This window comes from Neisseria sp. P0001.S005 (genome assembly GCF_051963715.1).
This window is the reverse complement of record NZ_JBQCTZ010000054.1, coordinates 1-19,968: the sequence shown is the minus strand read 5'-3', so window position 1 is coordinate 19,968 and position 19,968 is coordinate 1. Positions and strand designations below refer to the sequence as shown.

Annotated in this window: 14 protein-coding genes; 5 read left to right on the top strand and 9 right to left on the bottom strand. The window is 48.0% G+C overall.

What is annotated here, in order from left to right; all coding sequences use genetic code 11:
* From dld to ACTHSP_RS08910, 4 genes are all read right to left on the bottom strand, one after another.
* The coding region (dld, locus tag ACTHSP_RS08925; protein ID WP_440345984.1) for a D-lactate dehydrogenase at positions 1 to 770 on the bottom strand (770 nt) is incomplete at its 3' end.
* 165 nt (positions 771 to 935) lie between these two features.
* Positions 936 to 3,056, bottom strand: a complete 2,121-nt coding sequence (gene pnp, locus ACTHSP_RS08920) for a polyribonucleotide nucleotidyltransferase (RefSeq protein WP_440345983.1) — start codon at positions 3,054 to 3,056, stop codon at positions 936 to 938.
* 237 nt (positions 3,057 to 3,293) lie between these two features.
* A complete protein-coding gene (locus ACTHSP_RS08915; protein WP_003683512.1) occupies positions 3,294 to 4,157 on the bottom strand; it encodes a phosphoribosylaminoimidazolesuccinocarboxamide synthase in 864 nt (287 codons plus the stop codon).
* A 152-nt stretch (positions 4,158 to 4,309) separates the two neighbouring features.
* Positions 4,310 to 5,497: a calcium-binding protein gene (locus ACTHSP_RS08910; RefSeq protein ID WP_440345982.1), complete on the bottom strand. Its 1,188-nt coding sequence runs from the start codon at positions 5,495 to 5,497 to the stop codon at positions 4,310 to 4,312.
* Between the two features lie 627 nt (positions 5,498 to 6,124).
* On the opposite strand from ACTHSP_RS08910, the gene rfbD reads away from it, so the two are divergent.
* The 4 genes from rfbD (at position 6,125) to ACTHSP_RS08890 (ending at position 12,477) form a co-directional block, all read left to right on the top strand.
* A complete protein-coding gene (rfbD, locus tag ACTHSP_RS08905; protein ID WP_049352388.1) occupies positions 6,125 to 6,988 on the top strand; it encodes a dTDP-4-dehydrorhamnose reductase in 864 nt (287 codons plus the stop codon).
* Positions 6,989 to 7,138: 150 nt separating this feature from the next.
* A complete protein-coding gene (gene uvrA / locus ACTHSP_RS08900; RefSeq protein WP_440345981.1) occupies positions 7,139 to 9,985 on the top strand; it encodes an excinuclease ABC subunit UvrA in 2,847 nt (948 codons plus the stop codon).
* Between the two features lie 32 nt (positions 9,986 to 10,017).
* Positions 10,018 to 11,745: an AIPR family protein gene (locus tag ACTHSP_RS08895; protein WP_440345980.1), complete on the top strand. Its 1,728-nt coding sequence runs from the start codon at positions 10,018 to 10,020 to the stop codon at positions 11,743 to 11,745.
* A 201-nt stretch (positions 11,746 to 11,946) separates the two neighbouring features.
* Complete coding sequence (locus ACTHSP_RS08890; protein WP_440345979.1) at positions 11,947 to 12,477, top strand: REP-associated tyrosine transposase; 531 nt, start codon at positions 11,947 to 11,949, stop codon at positions 12,475 to 12,477.
* Between the two features lie 383 nt (positions 12,478 to 12,860).
* On the opposite strand, the gene ACTHSP_RS08885 is transcribed toward ACTHSP_RS08890, so the two are convergent.
* From ACTHSP_RS08885 to ACTHSP_RS08865, 5 genes are all read right to left on the bottom strand, one after another.
* A complete protein-coding gene (locus ACTHSP_RS08885; RefSeq protein ID WP_070630976.1) occupies positions 12,861 to 13,250 on the bottom strand; it encodes a DUF5339 family protein in 390 nt (129 codons plus the stop codon).
* 190 nt (positions 13,251 to 13,440) lie between these two features.
* The gene (gene nrdD, locus ACTHSP_RS08880) at positions 13,441 to 15,222 is read right to left on the bottom strand and encodes an anaerobic ribonucleoside-triphosphate reductase (RefSeq protein ID WP_041961393.1); all 1,782 of its coding nucleotides are present in this window, start codon (positions 15,220 to 15,222) and stop codon (positions 13,441 to 13,443) included.
* Positions 15,223 to 15,339: 117 nt separating this feature from the next.
* The gene (gene nrdG / locus ACTHSP_RS08875) at positions 15,340 to 15,849 is read right to left on the bottom strand and encodes an anaerobic ribonucleoside-triphosphate reductase activating protein (RefSeq protein ID WP_049351543.1); all 510 of its coding nucleotides are present in this window, start codon (positions 15,847 to 15,849) and stop codon (positions 15,340 to 15,342) included.
* A 287-nt stretch (positions 15,850 to 16,136) separates the two neighbouring features.
* Positions 16,137 to 17,279, bottom strand: coding sequence for a THUMP domain-containing class I SAM-dependent RNA methyltransferase (locus ACTHSP_RS08870; protein WP_440345978.1), 1,143 nt, complete (start codon positions 17,277 to 17,279; stop codon positions 16,137 to 16,139).
* Positions 17,280 to 17,395: 116 nt separating this feature from the next.
* Positions 17,396 to 18,787 (bottom strand): nucleobase:cation symporter-2 family protein, encoded by a 1,392-nt coding sequence (locus ACTHSP_RS08865; protein WP_003683421.1) that lies wholly within the window; start codon positions 18,785 to 18,787, stop codon positions 17,396 to 17,398.
* 336 nt (positions 18,788 to 19,123) lie between these two features.
* Between ACTHSP_RS08865 and dapA the strand changes: the two genes are divergently transcribed.
* The coding region (gene dapA, locus ACTHSP_RS08860; RefSeq protein WP_440345977.1) for a 4-hydroxy-tetrahydrodipicolinate synthase at positions 19,124 to 19,968 on the top strand (845 nt) is incomplete at its 3' end.

Sequence of the window (19,968 nt, the reverse complement as noted above, 5' to 3'; positions counted from 1 at the left end):
AACACCATCAGCTTGCCCGCGCAACCTGATGCTTCGTAGTGACGCGCAGGGTCGGCATTAAAACGGGCGGCAGTCGGTTCATTCACTTGGCGGACATGATCGCAATAAGCATGGTCATGCCCTTTGCCTGCATTTTGAACAATGTCTTTTTTCTGATAATGGAAACCTTGCAGATTGGTCAGAATTTCTTCAGGGGTTTCGCCCAAATCAATGCCCAAATGGTTGACCAGCTCCAGTTTGCCCTCTTCGTTGATTTGTGCAAACAGAGCCATTTCCGTATAAGCCGGGCCACGCTGTACCAAAGCGCCGCCGGAGTTATTACATACGCCACCCAATACAGATGCGCCGATACAGGACGAGCCGATCACGGAGTGTGGCTCACGGCCTAAAGGTTTCAGCAGCAGCTCCAATTGATTCAGGGTAGAACCGGGTAGGCAGACAACCTGTTCGTTATTGTTAATCGGCTGAATGATGTTCAGACGCATGGTATTCACAATCACGATATCGCGGTCGTAATCATTACCGTCAGGAGTCGATCCGCCGGTCAGGCCAGTATTGGCGGCCTGCGTAATCACGATAACACCAGCCTCAACACACGCCTGCAAGATTTGCCACATTTCCAACACCGTACCCGGACGGACAACCGCCAACGCCTTGCCTTCGCCAAAACGATAGCCTTGACGGTATTGTTCAGTTTTTGCCGGGTCTGTGATGATGTATTTTTCACCGACGGTTTGCGTCAGCCGGCTGATTAATTGCGTAGCATTCATTGCATACTCCTTGAGAGATAAATATATTTATTAAATTGCAATCATTGTAGTAATCCCTTTTATCAAAGTAAAGGCGAAACCTGTTTTTTATACTCATCTTTTAAATAAACAAAAGGCCGTCTGAAATTTTCAGACGGCCTTTTGTTTCAAGCTTGAATAATCAGATTATTCGGCTGCTTTCTCTTCGCGTGCAGGTGCTTCCAGCAAAGCTTTGATAGACAGGCGCACGCGGCCGCGATCGTCTACTTCCAATGCTTTTACATTTACGACCTGACCTACTTGCAGGTAGTCGCTGACATTGCGTACGCGCTCGTGGGCGATTTGGCTGATGTGTACCAAACCGTCTTTACCCGGCATCACGCTGACAATCGCGCCAACGTTGTTGTCGAGGATTTTAACCACAGTACCTTCGTACACTTTGCCCACTTCCACTTCGGCAGTGATTTCTTCGATGCGTTTTTTCGCTGCATCGCCTGCTTCTTGAGTAGTCGCAGCGATTGTGATGGTGCCGTCTTCAGCGATGTTGATTTCAGTACCGGTTTCAGCGGTAATCGAACGAATGGTTTCGCCACCTTTACCAATCACATCACGGATTTTGTCTTGGTTGATTTTCATGGTGAACAAGCGTGGTGCGTGTGCAGACAGCTCTTGCGGGCCTGCAACGGCGGCTTTCATCTGATCCAAGATGTGCAAACGTGCTTCTTTGGCTTGAGCCAAAGCGATTTGCATGATTTCTTTGGTAATGCCTTGGATTTTGATGTCCATTTGCAGCGCAGTCACACCTTCAGTTGTACCGGCTACTTTAAAGTCCATATCGCCCAAGTGGTCTTCGTCGCCCAAGATGTCGGTCAGGACGGCAAATTTGTTGTTGTCCAAAATCAGACCCATGGCGATACCGGCAACGTGTGCTTTCAAAGGCACACCGGCAGACAACAGGCTCAAGCAGCCGCCGCAGACGGAAGCCATAGAGGAAGAGCCGTTAGATTCGGTAATTTCAGAAACCACGCGCATGGTGTAGCTGAAATCTTCAGGTTCTGGCAATACGGCCAACAACGCACGTTTAGCCAAGCGGCCGTGACCGATTTCACGACGTTTTGGCGCACCTACGCGGCCCACTTCACCGGTAGAGTATGGAGGGAAGTTGTAGTGCAGCATGAAGCGGTCGGTGTATTCTCCGGAGAGCGCATCAATGATTTGCTCGTCGCGTGAAGTACCCAAAGTTGCAACCGCCAAAGCTTGGGTTTCGCCACGGGTAAACAGTGCAGAACCGTGAGTGCGCGGCAATACGCCGGTTTGAATGTTCAGCGGACGAACGGTACGGGTGTCGCGACCGTCAATACGTGGCTGGCCGTCCAAAATTTGGCTGCGGACAACATCGGCTTCCAAGTGTTTGAAAATGCCTTTGATTTCGTTGGCAGCCAGAGTATCGGTTTCTTCGGTAATCAGCGCATCTTTTACTGCATTCCAAGCTTCATCCAATTTGGCAGAACGCGCTTGTTTTTGACGGATTTTGAACGCTTCTTTAATGGTTTCACCGGCAATTTCGCGTACTTTTGCAACCAATTCTTCATTGGTTTCAGGTGCTTTCCAATCCCAAACTTCCGGGTTGACTTCATCGGCAAACTCATTGATGGCGTTGATGGCCACTTGCATTTGATCGTGACCGTAAACAACCGCACCCAGCATCACTTCTTCAGACAAGATGTCGGCTTCGGATTCCACCATCAACACGGCTTTAGAAGTACCGGCAACAACCAAGTCTAATTGTGATTTAGCCAATTCGGCTTTAGTCGGGTTCAAAACGTACACGCCGTTTACATAACCCACGCGTGCCGCACCAATCGGACCGGCAAACGGTACGCCGCTCAACACCAGCGCGGCAGATGCACCCAACATTGCAGGAATGTCAGAATCGATTTCAGGGTCAACAGACACGACCATCGCTACGATTTGGATGTCGTGGTAGAAACCTTCAGGGAATAAAGGACGAATCGGACGGTCGATCAGACGGCTGGTCAGGATTTCTTTTTCGCTTTGTTTGCCTTCACGTTTGAAGAAACCGCCGGGGATTTTACCTGCTGCGTAAGTACGCTCGAGGTAATCGACAGTCAGAGGGAAGAAGTCTTGGCCTTCTTTCACTTCTTTGTTGGTAGTAACGGCAACCAAAACAACGGTGTCGCCCATGGATACTTTAACGGCAGCAGCGGCTTGGCGAGCGATCTCGCCGGTTTCCAAAGTAACGGTTTGATTACCGTATTGGAAGGTCTTAACGTGTTTATTGAACATTATTGTTCCTTTCAAAATACCGCACTGCTAAAACACTAATAATGCACACTAAAATCCGAATGTGCATAGTTAGGGTTTCAGACCGTGCGGCAGGTTATAAACAAGCTTTCAGACGGCCTTTTAGGGCACTGAAAACAACTCTCGATTATAAAGGCAACCATCCTTAAAATCCAGTATTGATACAATAAAAAGGCCGTCTGAAACATATCTCTTTCAGACGGCCTTCAAACTTAAAAATTAATCCTGAGTCAGCAAAGTCAATGCTTCCTGATATTTTTCGACTGTTTTCTGAATTACATCGGCAGGCACTTTAGGCGCAGGCGCTTTTTTGTTCCAACCGCTTTGCTCCAGCCAGTCGCGGACAAATTGTTTGTCAAAAGACGGAGGATTGGTGCCGACTTTATATTGGTCGGCAGGCCAAAAACGGCTGGAGTCAGGCGTCAACACTTCGTCCATCAAAGTCAGCGTACCTTCTTCATCCAAACCAAATTCAAACTTGGTATCGCAAATAATAATACCGCGAGATTTGGCATATTCGGCCGCTTCTGTATAAAGCTGAATCGCTTTGGCGCGTACTTCCGCCGCCAATTCTTTTCCGATAATGCGTTCGCATTCTTCAAAGCTAATGTTTTCATCATGATCGCCAACCTCAGCTTTGGTCGATGGCGTAAAAATCACTTCAGGCAGTTGTTGCGCTTCCTGCATACCTTCAGGCAGTTGAATACCGCAGACAGAGCCTGTCTTTTGATAATCTTTCCAACCGCTGCCTGCCAGATAACCGCGCACAATAGCCTCCACTTTCACCGGAGTGAGTTTTTTAGCCACGACAGCGCGTTTTTCTAAAACTTTGGCTTCGTTTTCAGGCAAAACATCGTAAACGGTATGGCCGGTAAAGTGGTTAGGCATAATATGAGCCAGTTTTTTAAACCAAAAATTGGAAATCTGCGTCAGAATCTCCCCTTTACCCGGAATCGGGTCATCCAAAATCACATCGAATGCAGACAGTCGGTCGGAAGCAACCATCAACATACGTTTATCGTCAATTTCGTACAAATCGCGTACTTTGCCGGAGTAGATTTTTTTCAAGCTGATTTCAGACATTTCGGGTATCTCTTAGATAGACAGAAGAATGCGACATTTTAGCCCAATTTGGAATTTTTCGTCAGATTGTTTACGAAATAAAGGCCGTCTGAAACCTTATATTTTGGTTTCAGACGGCCTTAACCGTTGATTTCAGAGAAGAACCCTGAAAATTACCATCCAGAAACTTGAGTCTGTTCTTGGATGTGGTTCACAGCAGACAGAGAGTAGTAGTCACCGTGGCCGGTTACTTGGTAAGTGCTACCGTCAGCAAATTTGAAGTTTTCAACTTTGTGATTGTTACCGGTGAACCAGTCGTCGATGGTGATGCTGTCAGAACCGACAGAAACAGTCAGGTTAGCACCTGATTTGCTCAGCAATACGTCGGAAGCTGCAATGCCTTTACCGAACAACAGGGTGTCATTACCGCTTTCCTCACGGATAGTGTCGTGACCGTAACCTTTGTCGAAGAAGTAAGTGTCGTTACCGGTACCGCCGATCAGGATGTCGTTGCCGACACCGCCGTCGAGGTAGTCGTTACCGTCTTTACCAACCAGGCAGTCATCGCCGGCCAAACCGTACAGATGGTTGTTGCCGCCGTTACCTTCGATGTTGTTGTTCAAAGAGTTACCGGTACCGTTCAGGTCTTGCATACCTTGCAAAAACAGGTTTTCAACGTTATCAGTCAAGGTGTAGTCGATAACTGTACGAACAGTATCGATACCGCCGTTCAGATTACCGTACTCGATAACTTGGTCGTCGGCATCGTCAACGAAATAAACGTCGTTACCGTCGCCACCGCGCATGATGTCAGCACCGGAACCACCGTTCAGGTAGTCGTTACCGTCACCACCTTGCAGGTAGTCTTTACCTTCTTCACCGTACAGAGAGTCACCGTCGGCATCACCGTAAATGGTGTCGTTACCTGCACCGGCGTAGATTACGTCTGCGCCGTTGCCACCGAAGATGATGTCTTCGCCAGCAGTACCATAAATGGTATCTTTAGCATCAGTACCGCGGATAACGTTGGGTCGGATGATATTACCTGGGTTTTTGTCTTCGTGACCGTATGAGTTGTCTTGGTTATGGTCGTCAACACAGTCTTTGCAGTCTGGTTTTAGCTCTGGCTTAGGCTTAGGCTCAGGTTTTGGTTGTGGTTTTGGTTGTGGTTGTGGTTGTGGTTGTGGTTGTGGTTTTGGTTGCGGTTGTGGCTCAGGTTTTGGTTGAGGTGGTTTACGCTGAGGTTTTTGTGGTTGTGGTTGTGGTTGCGGTTCTGGTTGTGGCGCAGGTTTTAGTTGAGGTCGTCTACGCTTATGGCTCGGTTTGGTGTGCCAAGGGTGGTAAGGTGAACCAGGTACCACATTAACTATTGGCGGCACGCTGCCAATTCTAGAGGTGCTGCCGGTAGAACCAGAAGATTTTGATGAACCGCAGAAGTGAGCTGGGTCGGACTGCCCTGGAATAGAAGAGCAGTAAGGCTTACCTGGGGTCCAGATAGGCTTACTAGCCTGGGGTCCACGATGCCCGCTGTAAGATCTTGCCATAATAATTACTCCCAAAATGGTTAATAAAGATATCGAGCTAGAGGAACGAGCAAATCCGCCCTTGCTCAAATATTATTTTAGTTATATTTTTCAAGATATTTACTGAAAAATATCAAACGGTAGAATTTTCCGACAAAAGGACGGAGTTTTGCCTGTTTTTAAATTCCATTATCCTAGCAACAATAAAAATATCAACATTGATTCACACTCTCTCAAACAGCATAGATCCTTTATCTATCTTGTTGAAAGCTGAACTTTAACTATAGTTATAGTAAGCAAACATAATACCAATAAGTGGTTATTATTGTGGATAGATGATATCGATAATTTGCCCAAATACAGCCGCATCCGCATTTTGTTCTACGTCAATAATGTGAATTTGTCGTATTTACACTATAATGACACGAATACCTATTTAACAGCTATCAGAGGAGATACTCAACCATGCGTACTTTATTGACCGGAGCCAAAGGCCAGCTTGCCCGCTGTCTGCGCGACCGCCTGCCCGAAGATTGGGAACTGATTGCTACCGACTCTACTTCGCTGGACATTACCGATACCGAAGCCGTGCATCACATGATCAAAAACTTCCAACCAGATGCCATCGTTAATGCCGCGGCTTACACTGCCGTCGATAAAGCAGAAGAAAACGCAGAGGCTGCTTTTGCCGTCAACGCAACCGCTGTTCACAACCTGGCCGCAGCCGCCCGCGCCGCACACGCGCGCTTTATTCATATTTCCACTGATTATGTATTCGACGGCGAAGGCAAACGCCCTTACCGCGAAACCGACTACACCAATCCGCGCAGCACTTACGGTCAATCCAAAGTTGCAGGCGAGCTTTTGGCTTTAGCCGCGCATCCGGAAAGTACAATCGTCCGTACTTCATGGCTGTTTAGCGAATACGGCAGCAATTTCGTCAAAACCATGTTGCGCCTTGCTAAAGAGCGTGACTCCCTCTCCATCGTTCATGACCAAACCGGTTGCCCGACTTATGCAGGTGACTTGGCTCATGCCATCATCAGTTTATTGCAACAGCCTACTTCCCCACGCGGTATCTTCCATTACTGTGGCAATAAATCGGCAACATGGTACGAATTTACCAAAGCCATCTTTCAGACGGCCCACCAATTAGACGACAGCTTCCGCATTCCGGAACTGAACGCGATCACCACTGATCAATACCCCCTGCCCGCTCCACGTCCTGCATACAGCATCATGGATTGCTCACGCCTCGAGACCGAATTTGGTATCAAACCGTCCGACTGGCAAAAAGCCCTGCGCGAAATTCTCCGCACAATCGACTGATAAGCTAATCCATCTATATCAAGGCCGTCTGAAAACATATTTTCAGACGGCCTCTTTGTTTCTTTTATATCAAATGCTTTATCTATCCAGTCTGTCATTTGAAAAGTGCTACAATAGCCGTTTATTTTATTTTTCAGACGGCCTGACACCATGTGCAACCATCATCCCAAACATTCACACGACAACGACACCATCCGCATCCGCGGCGCGCGCACGCATAATTTGAAAAACGTCGATTTGGACATTCCGCGCCACAAGCTGGTGGTGGTCACAGGGCTGTCGGGCAGCGGCAAGTCGTCGCTGGCGTTTGACACGCTGTATGCCGAAGGTCAACGCCGTTATGTCGAGAGCCTGTCCGCCTATGCGCGGCAGTTTTTGCAGATGATGGACAAGCCCGACGTTGATTTGATCGAAGGCCTGTCGCCCGCGATTTCCATTGAGCAAAAATCCACCAGCCACAACCCGCGTTCCACTGTCGGCACGGTAACGGAAATCCACGATTACCTGCGCCTTTTGTACGCCCGCGTCGGCACGCCGTATTGCCCCGAACACAATCTGCCGCTGTCTAGCCAGACCGTATCGCAGATGGTCGATGCCGTGTTGAAGCTGCCGGAAGATACGCGCGTGATGATTCTGGCGCCGGCGGTGCGCGAGCGTAAGGGCGAATTTGTCGATTTCTTTGCCGACTTGCAGGCGCAAGGCTTTGCACGGGTGCGCGTGGACGGTGAAGTTTATCAACTTGACGAAGTGCCGAAGCTGGAAAAAAACATCAAGCACAATATCGATGTGGTCATCGACCGCGTGAAAGTGAAGGCGGACATCAAGCAGCGGCTGGCGGAAAGTTTTGAAACCGCGCTGCGCCACGGCAACGAGCGCGCGCTGGCGATGGAAATGGACAGCGGCGAAGAGCATTGGTTTTCCGCGCGTTTCGCCTGCCCCGTGTGTTCGTACAGCCTGCCCGAATTAGAGCCGCGCCTGTTTTCGTTCAACAACCCGATGGGCTCCTGCCCGACTTGCGACGGCTTGGGCAACACCAATTTCTTCGACCCCAAAAAAGTGGTCGCCCATCCCGAATTGTCGCTGGCAACCGGCGCGATTGACGGCTGGGACAAGCGCAACCAGTTCTATTTCCAAATGATTCAGTCGCTGGCACGGCATTACGGTTTCGATGTGCAGGCTGCTTGGGAAACGCTACCTGAAAAAGTGAAAAAAGTCGTGCTGCATGGATCGGGAAAGGAAGTGATTGATTTCACTTACCTGTCCGAACGCGGCACCACCTTCAACCGCAGCCACGCCTTCGAAGGCATCATCCCCAATCTCGAACGCCGCTACCGCGAAACCGACAGCGAAACCGTGCGCGAAAAACTGCGCGAATACCAAAACCACCGCGCCTGCCCGAGCTGCGGCGGCGCACGTTTGCGCAAAGAAGCCCGCTACGTTTACGTCAGCGGCGAACCTTTGCACGAAGTCTCCGCCTGGCCGCTCACCAAAACCCACCAATTCTTTGAAACGCTGAATTTGGACGGCAACAAAAAACAAATCGCCGAAAAAATCCTCAAAGAAATCACCGAGCGGCTCGGCTTCCTGATTAACGTCGGGCTGGATTACCTGAATCTCTCCCGCTCCGCCGAAACCCTCTCCGGCGGCGAAGCACAGCGCATCCGCCTCGCCAGCCAAATCGGCAGCGGCCTGACCGGCGTGATGTACGTTTTGGACGAACCCTCCATCGGCCTGCATCAGCGTGACAACGACCGCCTGCTCGCCACCCTCAAACGCCTGCGCGATTTGGGCAACAGCGTGATTGTGGTCGAACACGACGAAGACGCCATCCGCGAAGCCGATTTCGTCGTCGATATGGGCCCCGGAGCAGGCGAACACGGCGGCAACGTACTGATTGCCGACACGCCCGAAAACGTCGCCAAATGCGAAAATTCCGTTACCGGACAATACCTCAGCGGCAAAAAATCCATTGCCGTACCGTCTGAACGCACGCCCGTCAATCCCGAGCGGATGCTCGTCCTCAAAGGCGCGCGCGGCAACAACCTCAAAAATGTTACCCTCGAACTGCCGCTTGGTTTGATTACCTGCATCACCGGCGTATCCGGCAGCGGCAAATCCACCCTGATTAACGACACCCTCGCCAAAATCACCGCCCGCGAACTCAACCGCGCCCAAGAAGAACCCGCCCCATACGACGACATCCGCGGCCTCGAACACCTCGACAAAGTCATCAACGTTGACCAATCCCCCATCGGCCGCACCCCGCGCTCCAACCCCGCCACCTACACCGGCCTGTTCACCCCCATCCGCGAACTCTTCGCCGGCGTACCCCTCTCGCGCGAACGCGGCTACAACGTCGGCAGATTCTCCTTCAACGTCAAAGGCGGCCGCTGCGAAGCCTGCCAAGGCGACGGCGTAATTAAAGTCGAAATGCACTTCCTGCCCGACGTGTACGTCCCCTGCGAAGTCTGCCACGGCAAACGCTACAACCGCGAAACCCTCGAAATCCAATACAAAGGCAAAAACATCAGCCAAGTCCTCGACATGACCGTCGAAGAAGCCCGCGAATTTTTCGACGCCGTCCCCACCGTATCGCGCAAACTGCAAACCCTGATGGACGTAGGCCTCGGCTACATCCGCCTCGGCCAGTCCGCCACCACCCTCTCTGGCGGCGAAGCCCAGCGCGTCAAACTCGCCTTGGAACTGTCCAAACGCGACACCGGCAGAACGCTCTATATCCTCGACGAACCCACCACCGGCCTGCACTTCGCCGACATCGCCCTGCTGCTGGAAGTCATAGGCCGTCTGAAAGGCAAAGGCAACTCAATTGTGATTATCGAGCATAATCTTGATGTGATTAAAACCGCGGATTGGATTGTGGACTTGGGGCCGGAAGGCGGCGATGGTGGTGGGAGGATTATTGCTTCAGGTAGCCCCGAGCAGGTGGCGAAGGTGAAGGGGAGTTATACTGGGAAGTATTTGAAGGTGGTTTTGTAACTTATAGTTTTTTGCATAGAAAGGGTTAATTGATGAGTACCTTACATATTAATCAGATTGCCAACAAGATGAAAACACTATTTGAAGATAAACTTCAATTAGACGATATCTCTCCAACAGATAAAGAACGAGAAGTAAAAATCTTATCAAGATGTTTAGCTGCATACGCCATATATTATTTTTCACAATGCTCTATTGAAGAAGCAGCTCTATCTGTAGTGGATGCTGCAGATGATAATGGTATTGATGGTATTTACTACTCTGAAAAATTAAAAAAACTATTTATAGTTCAGTCTAAATGGAGTAAAAGTGGCAAAGGAGAACCATCAAGAGGTGATTTATTAAAATTTAACCAAGGAATAAAAGATTTATTTGACTTAAATTTTGATAAATTTAATGACAAAATTAAACAACGAAGCTCAACAATTAGTTCTGCTTTTGATGCTTATGATACAAAATTTGAAATAATTTTAATTGATACTTATGAAAGCTCAAGTCTGGTTGATGAAAATTTAAGACCAATTGAAGATTTCATTATAGAAATGAATAATAATGGCGATGATGATGCAGAAAGATTAATTAACTTTTCACGAATGAATCAAAGTGAAATCCATACATCGATAAGACAGGAAAATCAAGAACAATTAAATATAGAAATGGGATTATCAAACTGGGGGGTTATTTCAACTGATCTTTCTACCGATAATCAAGAGATATTCTCATGTAAAGCATACTATGGAAGTATTTCCGCAAATGAAATTTCAGATTGGTGGATTAAATTTAAGGATAAAATTTTTGAAAAAAATATTAGAAAGGTATTAGGTAGAACTGATGTAAATGAGGAGATTGAAAACACCCTTAAAGATAATCCTGATTTATTTTGGTATTTAAATAACGGCATAACGGTTATTGCTGATAAAATTTCAAAAACGGCAGTTGGGGGAAACTCTAGAGATATTGGTACATTCAAATTAGAAAATTTTTCAGTAATTAATGGGGCACAAACTATTAGTAGTATTGGTAGATTTAAAGAGTTTCACCCCGACCACGACTTAAGCTGTGTATCTATCAATATTAGAATTATTGAAATTTCAGATAACCTACATTTTGCTAAATTAATTACAAGGGCTAATAATAGACAAAATCGTATCGATGGTATGGATTTTGCATCTCAAGATCCTGAACAACTACGCATTAAAAATGAACTTATTCTTGAAGATGTTGAATATAGTATTATGCGTTCAGATACATTTAAATCAACTGATAAATCATTTAATTTACAGGAAGCAACTGTTAGCTTGGCATCAATAAATCAAAATGTTGTTTTAGCTGTTCAGGTTAAAAGTGCTATAGGTAAATTTTTTGAAAATCTAGAAAGAGGAATTTACAAGGAAATATTTAATCCAAATATCAGCGGATACTATGTTTATAATTCCGTTCTATTCAATAGGGTAGTTAATAAAATATTAACTGACAAAATAAATAATATAAAAAAGAAAACTGGCAAACTTTACGGCATTCTTGTTCATGGAAACAGGATGATTGCACATCTTCTAGCTAAAAAAATGAATATTCACAACCAATTATCTTCAAATAATTTTAACATTGATGAAATGACTCTGGAAACTGAAGCTACAAAATTGATTTCAGATATTAATGATTTTATTGAAGAAAATTATCCTGATAATTTTTTAGCAACTTTTTTCAAAAACAGTACCAAATGCAAGCATTTAGTTGACGAAATGTTGAGCAAGCCGTAGCCTACATACCCAACCACCGCGTGCGTGGCTGCGTCACACACCCTACCTGTAAATTACACGGAACTTCGAAATCAACGTGTAGGGTGTGTGCGGAACGCACGCACGCGGTTGCTTGATTGGCGGTTTGCCATTTCAACAAAGTTAAAACCTTAAACAACAAACCATTCCTTCCCTAACCTCCAAACAAAAAACAAAAATCCTATGGCGCGTTATCGCAGAAACTTCATTGCCGGCGGCACATTCTTTTTCACCGTCAAACTCGCCAACCCAAAATCGCGCCTGCTTGTCGAACATATCGACTTATTGCGTGCGGCTTATGCGGATGTGCAAAAACAATATCCCTTTGAAACCGTCGCCGTATGCGTGCTGCCGAACCATATTCACGCCATTTGGACGCTGCCGCCCGACGATGCGGATTATTCCCTGCGCTGGCGGCTGATTAAAACCAAATTCTCCGCACATTTCCCACGTGCCGAAAACCTATCCGCCAGCAAACAACGGCGGAACGAACGCGGTATTTGGCAACGGCGTTTTTATGAACACACCGTGCGCGACGAAACGGATTTGCAACGTTGCGCGGACTACATCCATTTCAATCCCGTCAAACATGGATTATGCGACAATGTCCGCGATTGGGCATTTTCGTCATTTCACCGTTATGTGCGGGATGGTCGGCTGCCGTTAGATTGGGGCGGCACAAAAGAAACGGCGGTAATGAGTTTTGGAGAGTGAATACTATAAAAAATTACCGACCACGTGCGTACTGCACACATTCTACCTGTGAATCACGCGAAACTTTAAAATCAATACGTAGAATAATCCGTAACTTACATACCCAAACAATCGCATGCGTGGCTACGCCACACACCCTACCTGCGAATCACACGGAACTTCAAAACCAACGCGTAGGGTGTGTGCGATACGCACGCACGCGGTTGTTTGATTAATGGTTTGCTGTTGTAAATTTTACTTAGTTAAAACTAACGCTTTCAGACGGCATTAAATATGGCCGTCTGAAAGCAATAATTCCTTGTTCAAAAACACCTACCTTGATCTACAAAACAAAAAACGGATTCCAAATTATTGGAATCCGTTTTTCAATAAAGCTATTTATATTATTTAGCTTCTTCTTTAGCATCTTCAGCAGCTTCTTTGGCATCTTCCGCTGCGTCTTTTGCATCTTCTTTAGCCTCTTCAGCAGCATCTTTGGCTTCTTCGGCTTTGTCTTCAGGAGTTTCGGCAGCAGGAACGCCTTTCAAAGCGTCCAAAGAAGTTTTACAAGTTGCATCGCGTTGGTCTGCAGGCAGGTTTTTCAGGGCTTCTTTGGTTTGTTCGAAAGATTTTTGCATCATGTCTTTGGTTGCGGCATCTACGTCTTTAGTTGCTTCGGCAAATGCTTTTTCGTACTCGTCACAAACGGCAGAAGAAGATGAGCCTGAACCGCCGCCGCATGCTGACAGGGACAGGGCTGCCAATAAAGCTGCTAATAAAGCTGATGTTTTCATATGTCTCTCGCTTTTTTTCGAGTTTGAGTTAAAGGAGATTATATGTTAATTCATTATATTAAAGTGTCAATTATTGTTGTTTAATTTAATTAAAATCATATCATTGAAAGAATCAGTCTATCCAAACATCCTAAAGGCCGTCTGAAATTTCAGACGGCCTTCGCTTTTGTAAGTAATCCTTTTTTAACGATTACGCCGCTTTACGGTGATAATGTCTGAGCGCGTGTTCTTTGCGCCGTCCGCTACTGAATGCAGATACGCGTTTCAGATAGCCGATGACGCGGGTGCCGTAGTCGATGTCGTGACTACCGCAGGCGGAACAGGCGTGCAGGGTGCGTTTGTCGATATGGCCGCATTCGTTGCAGATGGTGATGCGTACGTTCACGCAGAAGTAGTTGCAGCCTGTTTGTGCGGCGATGTCCAAGAGCGAGCGGTAGCCGGATTCGGGCAGTGCTTCGTCGAGGTTCAGGTGCAGCGCGGAGCCGCCGTCGAGCCAGTCCACCAGTTCTTTGCCGTGCAACAGGAATTTGTCGAGCGCGTTGATTTCTTCGTCTTCGACGACGTAGAAATAGGAGTTGTAACATTCGCGGCTGACTTTGTAACCGTCGGCTTTGTCCCATTTAGCGTTTTTCACGCCGAGGTTTTCGGCGGGGACGAACTCAGTATTGAACTTCACGCCGTAGTGTTTGCTGGCGGCTTGGTTGGCTTCGAATATGGTTTTCAGACGGCCTTGGACGAAGTTGATGTAGTCATCGTTGTAGCCGACTTTGATGCCTTGCGATTCGGCGGCTTCCGCCATGCCGTTGATACCGATGGTGAGGAACTGTTTGTCCAGCGTGATGAAGCCTGCATCGTAAACGGGCAGCATTCCGGCGGCTTGGTATTCTTCCATCAGTTTGCGGTAGGCGTATTGGTATTTGTGGATTTTGGCAACTTCGGCGGCAAGGTCGCGCCCGTCTTGTTCCAGCCGGTTCATGTTGATGGTGATGACGTTGATGGAACCGGTTGCCACGCCGCCCGCGCCGAGGGTGTAGCTGAAGGTTCGGTCTTCAATGGCGTTGCGCAGACGGCAGCAGGAAGCCAAGGAGTCGGGATTATCGGAAAGATAAACGAAGAAGGAATTGCCTTCCGCCAACTCTTTCGCCATTTCGTCGGCAAACACGGTGTCTTTGCATTTGCCTCCGTCGGTCAGCATCGCAGCGGTAACGACGGGGAAGGTCAAAACGGCTTTGGTACGCTCCTGATTGAACCATTTGAGGAAGAAGTTTTGCAGCTTCGCTACGCTTGCCCACACCGGTTTGCTGAAATCGGGAAAGACAAAATCGCCGAACATCGCGTCGAAATAGTATTGATCGTAAACGGAAATATTCCAAAACACGCTCTGATAGCCGCGCGCGGCTGCGGGCTGGTTGATGCTGTACACCACCTGCTGCATGTGGTTGGCGATTTCTTTGCCGTGGGTTTCCAAATAATCGTCGCCGTAGTCTTTGCGGGCGAAGTAGTCGAAATAGGTCAGAAATTCCACCGTCGCCACCGCGCCGGCAAACTGCGCGCTGATGGCAAATACCAGGTTGATAAACGAACCGCAAAACGAAGCTAGATGCTGCGGTGCCTTGGATTCACCGCCGAGTTTGCTTAAGCCGTCGAGCAGGAAGGGATACAGCGTAACCGACACACAATAAGGCTTGAGGCTGGTTTCGTCGTGCACATAAATCTCGTGCGCCTCAATCTGGCGGATGTATTCGTCGGCGACGGATTGGTCGAAAATTTCGGCGATTTTGCGCGACACTTGGGCGCGGTTAATCTGCACGAAAAAGTCTTTCATGATTTCCGCTTCCATCGTGGCGATGTTTTTCTGGGTAACGTTGGCGTTGGCGTCCATTTTCGAACCGTCCGCCGCGTTTTGCGCGCTGATGTAGTCGTGCATGAATTGCAGTTTGCCGTTTAACTGCTCGGGATGCAGCCGAATCATGTTAATTCTCCTGTAAGGTTTGAATGATTTATCAAGCAATGACGGTCAGGCCGTCTGAAACATCGCTGTCAGCGAATACAATAAATTCAATTTAAATCAGTGCAATACAGCACCAGGCTAAATTGAAGCCACTGGAAAAACTTTAGGTGCAGGTTTGTCTTTGATAAACAATCGGTTCAACACTTCGCCCGTGCGCAAATCGAAAAACTTCTGATTGGTGGTCGGGCTGTCCAAGCCGCCCAGCTCCATCTGCCAGCGGCCGGTTTTCAGATACGTCAGATAAGGCAGGATGCCGTCTGAAACTGCTTCCAGCTCCTCACGCTCCAGACCGGTGTACAAGCAGGCTTTCAAACCTTCTTGGGCAACAATAGCCAGCATTTTCTGCAAGGCTTTCGGTTGCCACTCCCCGCCCATAAACAACACACAGCTGATTAATCCGCGATAGCGTTTCAGACGGCCTTTTAAATACTCCTCGGTCAATTCTGTGCCGATACCCTCTTTCCATGTATCGGCACTGTGGCAACCTTTGCAACGCAGCGGACAGCCTGAAAACAGAAACGCCAGCGACACTTCGCCCGGCACTTCCTGCCAAACAATTTGCTCAACTGTAAATTTCAAGCTGCTCATTGCAATACCATAAACACAAGATATGGTGCGAATTAAAACACAATACTACTAGATATGGTATTTTTATTTAACAATGAATTTTATCCATATAATAGATTTTTGTTATTTAACCAATTGTAAATTACTATATTAAGTTCAACTTTAAACCAATAAAAAGGCCGTCTAAACACGATTCAGACGGCCTGAAATTAAAATACGAGAAGTAAACTCCGTCATAGCAAAGTCTATCTAAATAAAACAAAAAAGGCCGTCTGAAATCATCTTTCAGACGGCCTCTATTTCAGGTTTTAGCCCCGATTCGAGCCTTTAACCATATCCATCAAAAACAATCGGCAATCCAAGTTGCCATTGAACAATGGAATTTTACGCTTCGGAGAAAGGCGCATAAATTTCGGCATATCGCGATCGCCTGTCAACATTCCGGCAAGCCAGCCTGCGTAATGCTGTTTCAACCATGTGCCCAGTTGAGGATAAAGCGCCTGTAAAGCCTGAATTTCGGCAAGACGCACGCCATAAGGCGGATTGGAAATCATAATGCCGTGTTCGCCGTTTGGTCGCGCAGCCTGCGCATCTTGCACGTCAAAGCGGATGAAATTATCCACTTCGGCGGCTTGGGCATTGGCCAATGCGGCACGGATCATATAACGGTCGTTGTCGCTGCCGGAAATTGGCGCGGCGGCCGGTTTGATTTGTTTTTCAGCCTCACGGCGCAGGGCTTGCCATTTTTCTTTGTCGAAGTTTTGCAGTTTTTCAAAACCGAAACGGCGCATCAAGCCCGGCGCACGGTGTGTCGCAATCCATGCAGCCTCAATGACAATCGTGCCGCTGCCGCAAAACGGGTCTTGGAAAGGCTGCGTACCGTCATAGCCTGCCAAAAGCAGCAAACCTGCCGCCAAATTCTCTCTCAATGGCGCTTCGCCGGTATCCTGACGATAGCCGCGCTTGAAGAGAGCTTCGCCGGAAGTATCGATAAAGATTTCCACATTGCGCTCTTCGATAAAGGCATGAATGCGGATATCGGGGTTGATTTTGCCCACGCTCGGACGCGCATCATAAATATCCCGGAAGGCATCGCAGACGGCATCTTTGATCTTTAAACCGACAAAATCCAGGCTTTTCACATTGGCGCGCTTGCCTTCAACTTTGACTTTAAAGGTCTGCTCCAGCTTAAACCAACCTGTCCAATGCAGATTTCGTGCCAGTTTGTAGATATCGTGTTCGTTGCGATAACCGCCTTTGGTCAAGCGCAGCAAAACACGGCTGGCAACGCGCGAATGCAGGTTGATGCGATACACCTGCTCCATCGTGCCTTTACATGCCACACCGCCGTCAACAGCGCGGATATCCTGACATGCCATGCGTTCGAGTTCCTGCGTCAAAGGTGCTTCCAAACCGCGAGGACAAGTGATAAAAAGTGAATAAACCGTCATATAAAACCTTTCCGGGTAGAGCTATCCGAACCACTCGGATAACAAATAAAAACAATATTATAGCCGAAAAACCAAAGGCCGTCTGAAACTTCAGACGGCCTTTGAACAAAGCTTGCTTAGTGATCCAAACTGTCGGTTTCAACCTTAACCGCTTTATCGGTTTTGTCTTCCGGCAACACCAAGTTCAACAATACCGCCATAATACCGCCGGCAGAAATTGAATTTTGGAACAATACCGGCAGGTTTTTGAACACTTCCGGTTCAAACGCCACGCCCAAACCCAAACCGACAGAAGTAGCCGCGATGACCGCTTCACGACGGCGAATACCGTGGCTGACCAAAATCCGCACACCGGCAATCGCAATCAGGCCGAACATCAACACCATCGCACCACCCAAAACCGGACTCGGAATCGTGGTAAACGCGCGGCCGATAACAGGGAACAAGCCCAACAATACCAAAATCGCCGCAATATATTTGCCCACATGGCGCGAAGCTACGCCGGTCATTTGAATCACGCCGTTGTTTTGCGCAAAAGTGGTCAAAGGCAAAGAACCCAACGCAGTCGCAATCACAGACACCAAACCATCTGCCAATACGCCGCCGCGCAGACGTTTGGTGTATTCCTCACCCTCAATCGGCTGCTCTGAGACCATCGCAGTCGCCGTCAAGTCGCCAACTGCTTCAAATACGCTCAACAAGAAAATCGCACCGGCAACAATAAACGCGTGCCAATCAAATGCGAAACCATATTTAAACGGAACAGGCAGGGTAATCAGAGGCAGGTTTTGCAGGGCGGAAAAATCCACTTTGCCCAAAAACAGCGCAACAATATAACCGACAATCAAACCCACCGCGATACCGCTCATGCGCAGCAATGGATTTTTCAAGCAGTTGAAAACCAATACAATCAGCAACACCAGCGATGCCAAACCCAAGTTTTCCATCGAGCCGAACGTACCGTCTGCTTTCGCGCCGAAGCCGCCGCCGAAATCGGTAATGCCGACATGTACCAAGCTCAAACCAATCAACATGACGACCACACCGCTTACAGTCGGCGTAATCACTTTTTTCAAATAAGGCAAAAGCCAAGCGGAGAAGCACACCAAAAACGCGCCGACAAAGGACACGCCCAAAAGCGTTGAAATCATCACATCTTCAGTCAAGCCGCCCTCTTTCATACCGGTACCGAGCGCAATCATCACGGTAACAAAAGAGAAGTTGACCGACTGAATCGACAACATACCCGAACCGACCGGCCCGAAACGGTTGACCTGCAAATAAGTACCGACACCGGAAGCCACCATTGCCATTGACACCAAATAAGCCGTCATTTCAACCGGCAGCTCCAACGCCCCGCCGACAATCAGTGCCGGAGTAATCATCGGAACAAAAATCGCCAGAAGGTGCGTAACCGCACTCAACAACGCATTCCCAAACGGCGGCTTGTCTTCCAAACCATAAACCAAATCAAGCGATTTCGCCTGTTTTTCAGTCATTCCGGCCATGTTGAACCTTCTCTCAAGAATCGTTAAAAAATATTAAGATGCGTATTTTAACCAATTTGAAATGTATCAGCAAATTCAAAACCATCAGGCCGTCTGAAAGTTCCGCCCAGCCGTTTTCAGACGGCCTCAAACCGCCTTAACACATTTTAATTCTTGACATCATTTTTCCATCACAAAACAAACAAACCAATGATTTAAAAATGTATTATTCATTAAGATAATGACAAGTCACCATTAAACGGCAAAGCCGCTTAGCGGATATGTTTCACACAAACAACAAAGTAAGCTACAATCCACTGCATAATCCACCCACACCATAAAATTAAAGGTTTCCGTATGTTAAAAGGCAGTCTGGTTGCCCTGATTACTCCGATGAATCAAGACGGCAGCATCAACTACGAACAACTTCACGACTTAATCGACTGGCACATTGAAAACGGCACCGACAGCATCGTCGCAGTCGGTACCACCGGCGAGTCAGCCACCCTGCCTGTCGAAGAACATTTGGCCGTTATTGAAGCCACTGTCAAACACGTCAACAAGCGCGTTCCCGTTATCGCCGGCACAGGCGCCAACAACACTGTCGAAGCCATCGCCCTTTCCAAAGCCGCCGAGCAAGCCGGTGCGGACTACACCTTATCTGTTGTTCCCTACTACAACAAACCTTCGCAAGAAGGCATTTACCAGCATTTCAAAGCCATCGCCGAAGCCACTTCGATTCCGATGGTTATCTATAATGTTCCCGGCCGTACCGTCGTCAGCATGAGCAACGACACTATTTTGCGTTTGGCCGAGATTCCGAATATCGTCGGCGTAAAAGAAGCCAGCGGCAATATCGGCAAGAACATCGAATTGATCAACAGCGTTCCTGAAGGTTTTGTCGTTTTATCCGGCGATGACCCTACCGGCCTGCCTTTCATGCTGTGTGGCGGTCATGGCGTGGTAACCGTCGCAGCCAACGTCGCACCGAAACTCTTTGCCGACATGTGCCGAGCCGCCCTTGAGGGCGATATTGCGACCGCCCGTCGTCTAAACGAGCAACTTATCCCAATTTATAACACCATGTTCTGCGAGCCCAGCCCAGCCGCGCCTAAATGGGGCCTGAGCTTATTGGGCAAATGCGAACCCCATGTTCGTCTGCCTTTGGTAGCACTGACCGAAGCCGGTCAAGCCAAAGTCCG

What these genes read in the sequence shown, in the direction of transcription:
- pnp (WP_440345983.1), bottom strand. Translation starts at nt 3,056, where the DNA reads ATGTTCAATAAACACGTTAAGACCTTCCAATACGGTAATCAAACCGTT.
- ACTHSP_RS08915 (WP_003683512.1), bottom strand. Translation starts at nt 4,157, where the DNA reads ATGTCTGAAATCAGCTTGAAAAAAATCTACTCCGGCAAAGTACGCGAT.
- rfbD (WP_049352388.1), top strand. Translation starts at nt 6,125, where the DNA reads ATGCGTACTTTATTGACCGGAGCCAAAGGCCAGCTTGCCCGCTGTCTG.
- uvrA (WP_440345981.1), top strand. Translation starts at nt 7,139, where the DNA reads ATGTGCAACCATCATCCCAAACATTCACACGACAACGACACCATCCGC.
- ACTHSP_RS08895 (WP_440345980.1), top strand. Translation starts at nt 10,018, where the DNA reads ATGAGTACCTTACATATTAATCAGATTGCCAACAAGATGAAAACACTA.
- ACTHSP_RS08890 (WP_440345979.1), top strand. Translation starts at nt 11,947, where the DNA reads ATGGCGCGTTATCGCAGAAACTTCATTGCCGGCGGCACATTCTTTTTC.
- ACTHSP_RS08885 (WP_070630976.1), bottom strand. Translation starts at nt 13,250, where the DNA reads ATGAAAACATCAGCTTTATTAGCAGCTTTATTGGCAGCCCTGTCCCTG.
- nrdD (WP_041961393.1), bottom strand. Translation starts at nt 15,222, where the DNA reads ATGATTCGGCTGCATCCCGAGCAGTTAAACGGCAAACTGCAATTCATG.
- nrdG (WP_049351543.1), bottom strand. Translation starts at nt 15,849, where the DNA reads ATGAGCAGCTTGAAATTTACAGTTGAGCAAATTGTTTGGCAGGAAGTG.
- ACTHSP_RS08870 (WP_440345978.1), bottom strand. Translation starts at nt 17,279, where the DNA reads ATGACGGTTTATTCACTTTTTATCACTTGTCCTCGCGGTTTGGAAGCA.
- ACTHSP_RS08865 (WP_003683421.1), bottom strand. Translation starts at nt 18,787, where the DNA reads ATGGCCGGAATGACTGAAAAACAGGCGAAATCGCTTGATTTGGTTTAT.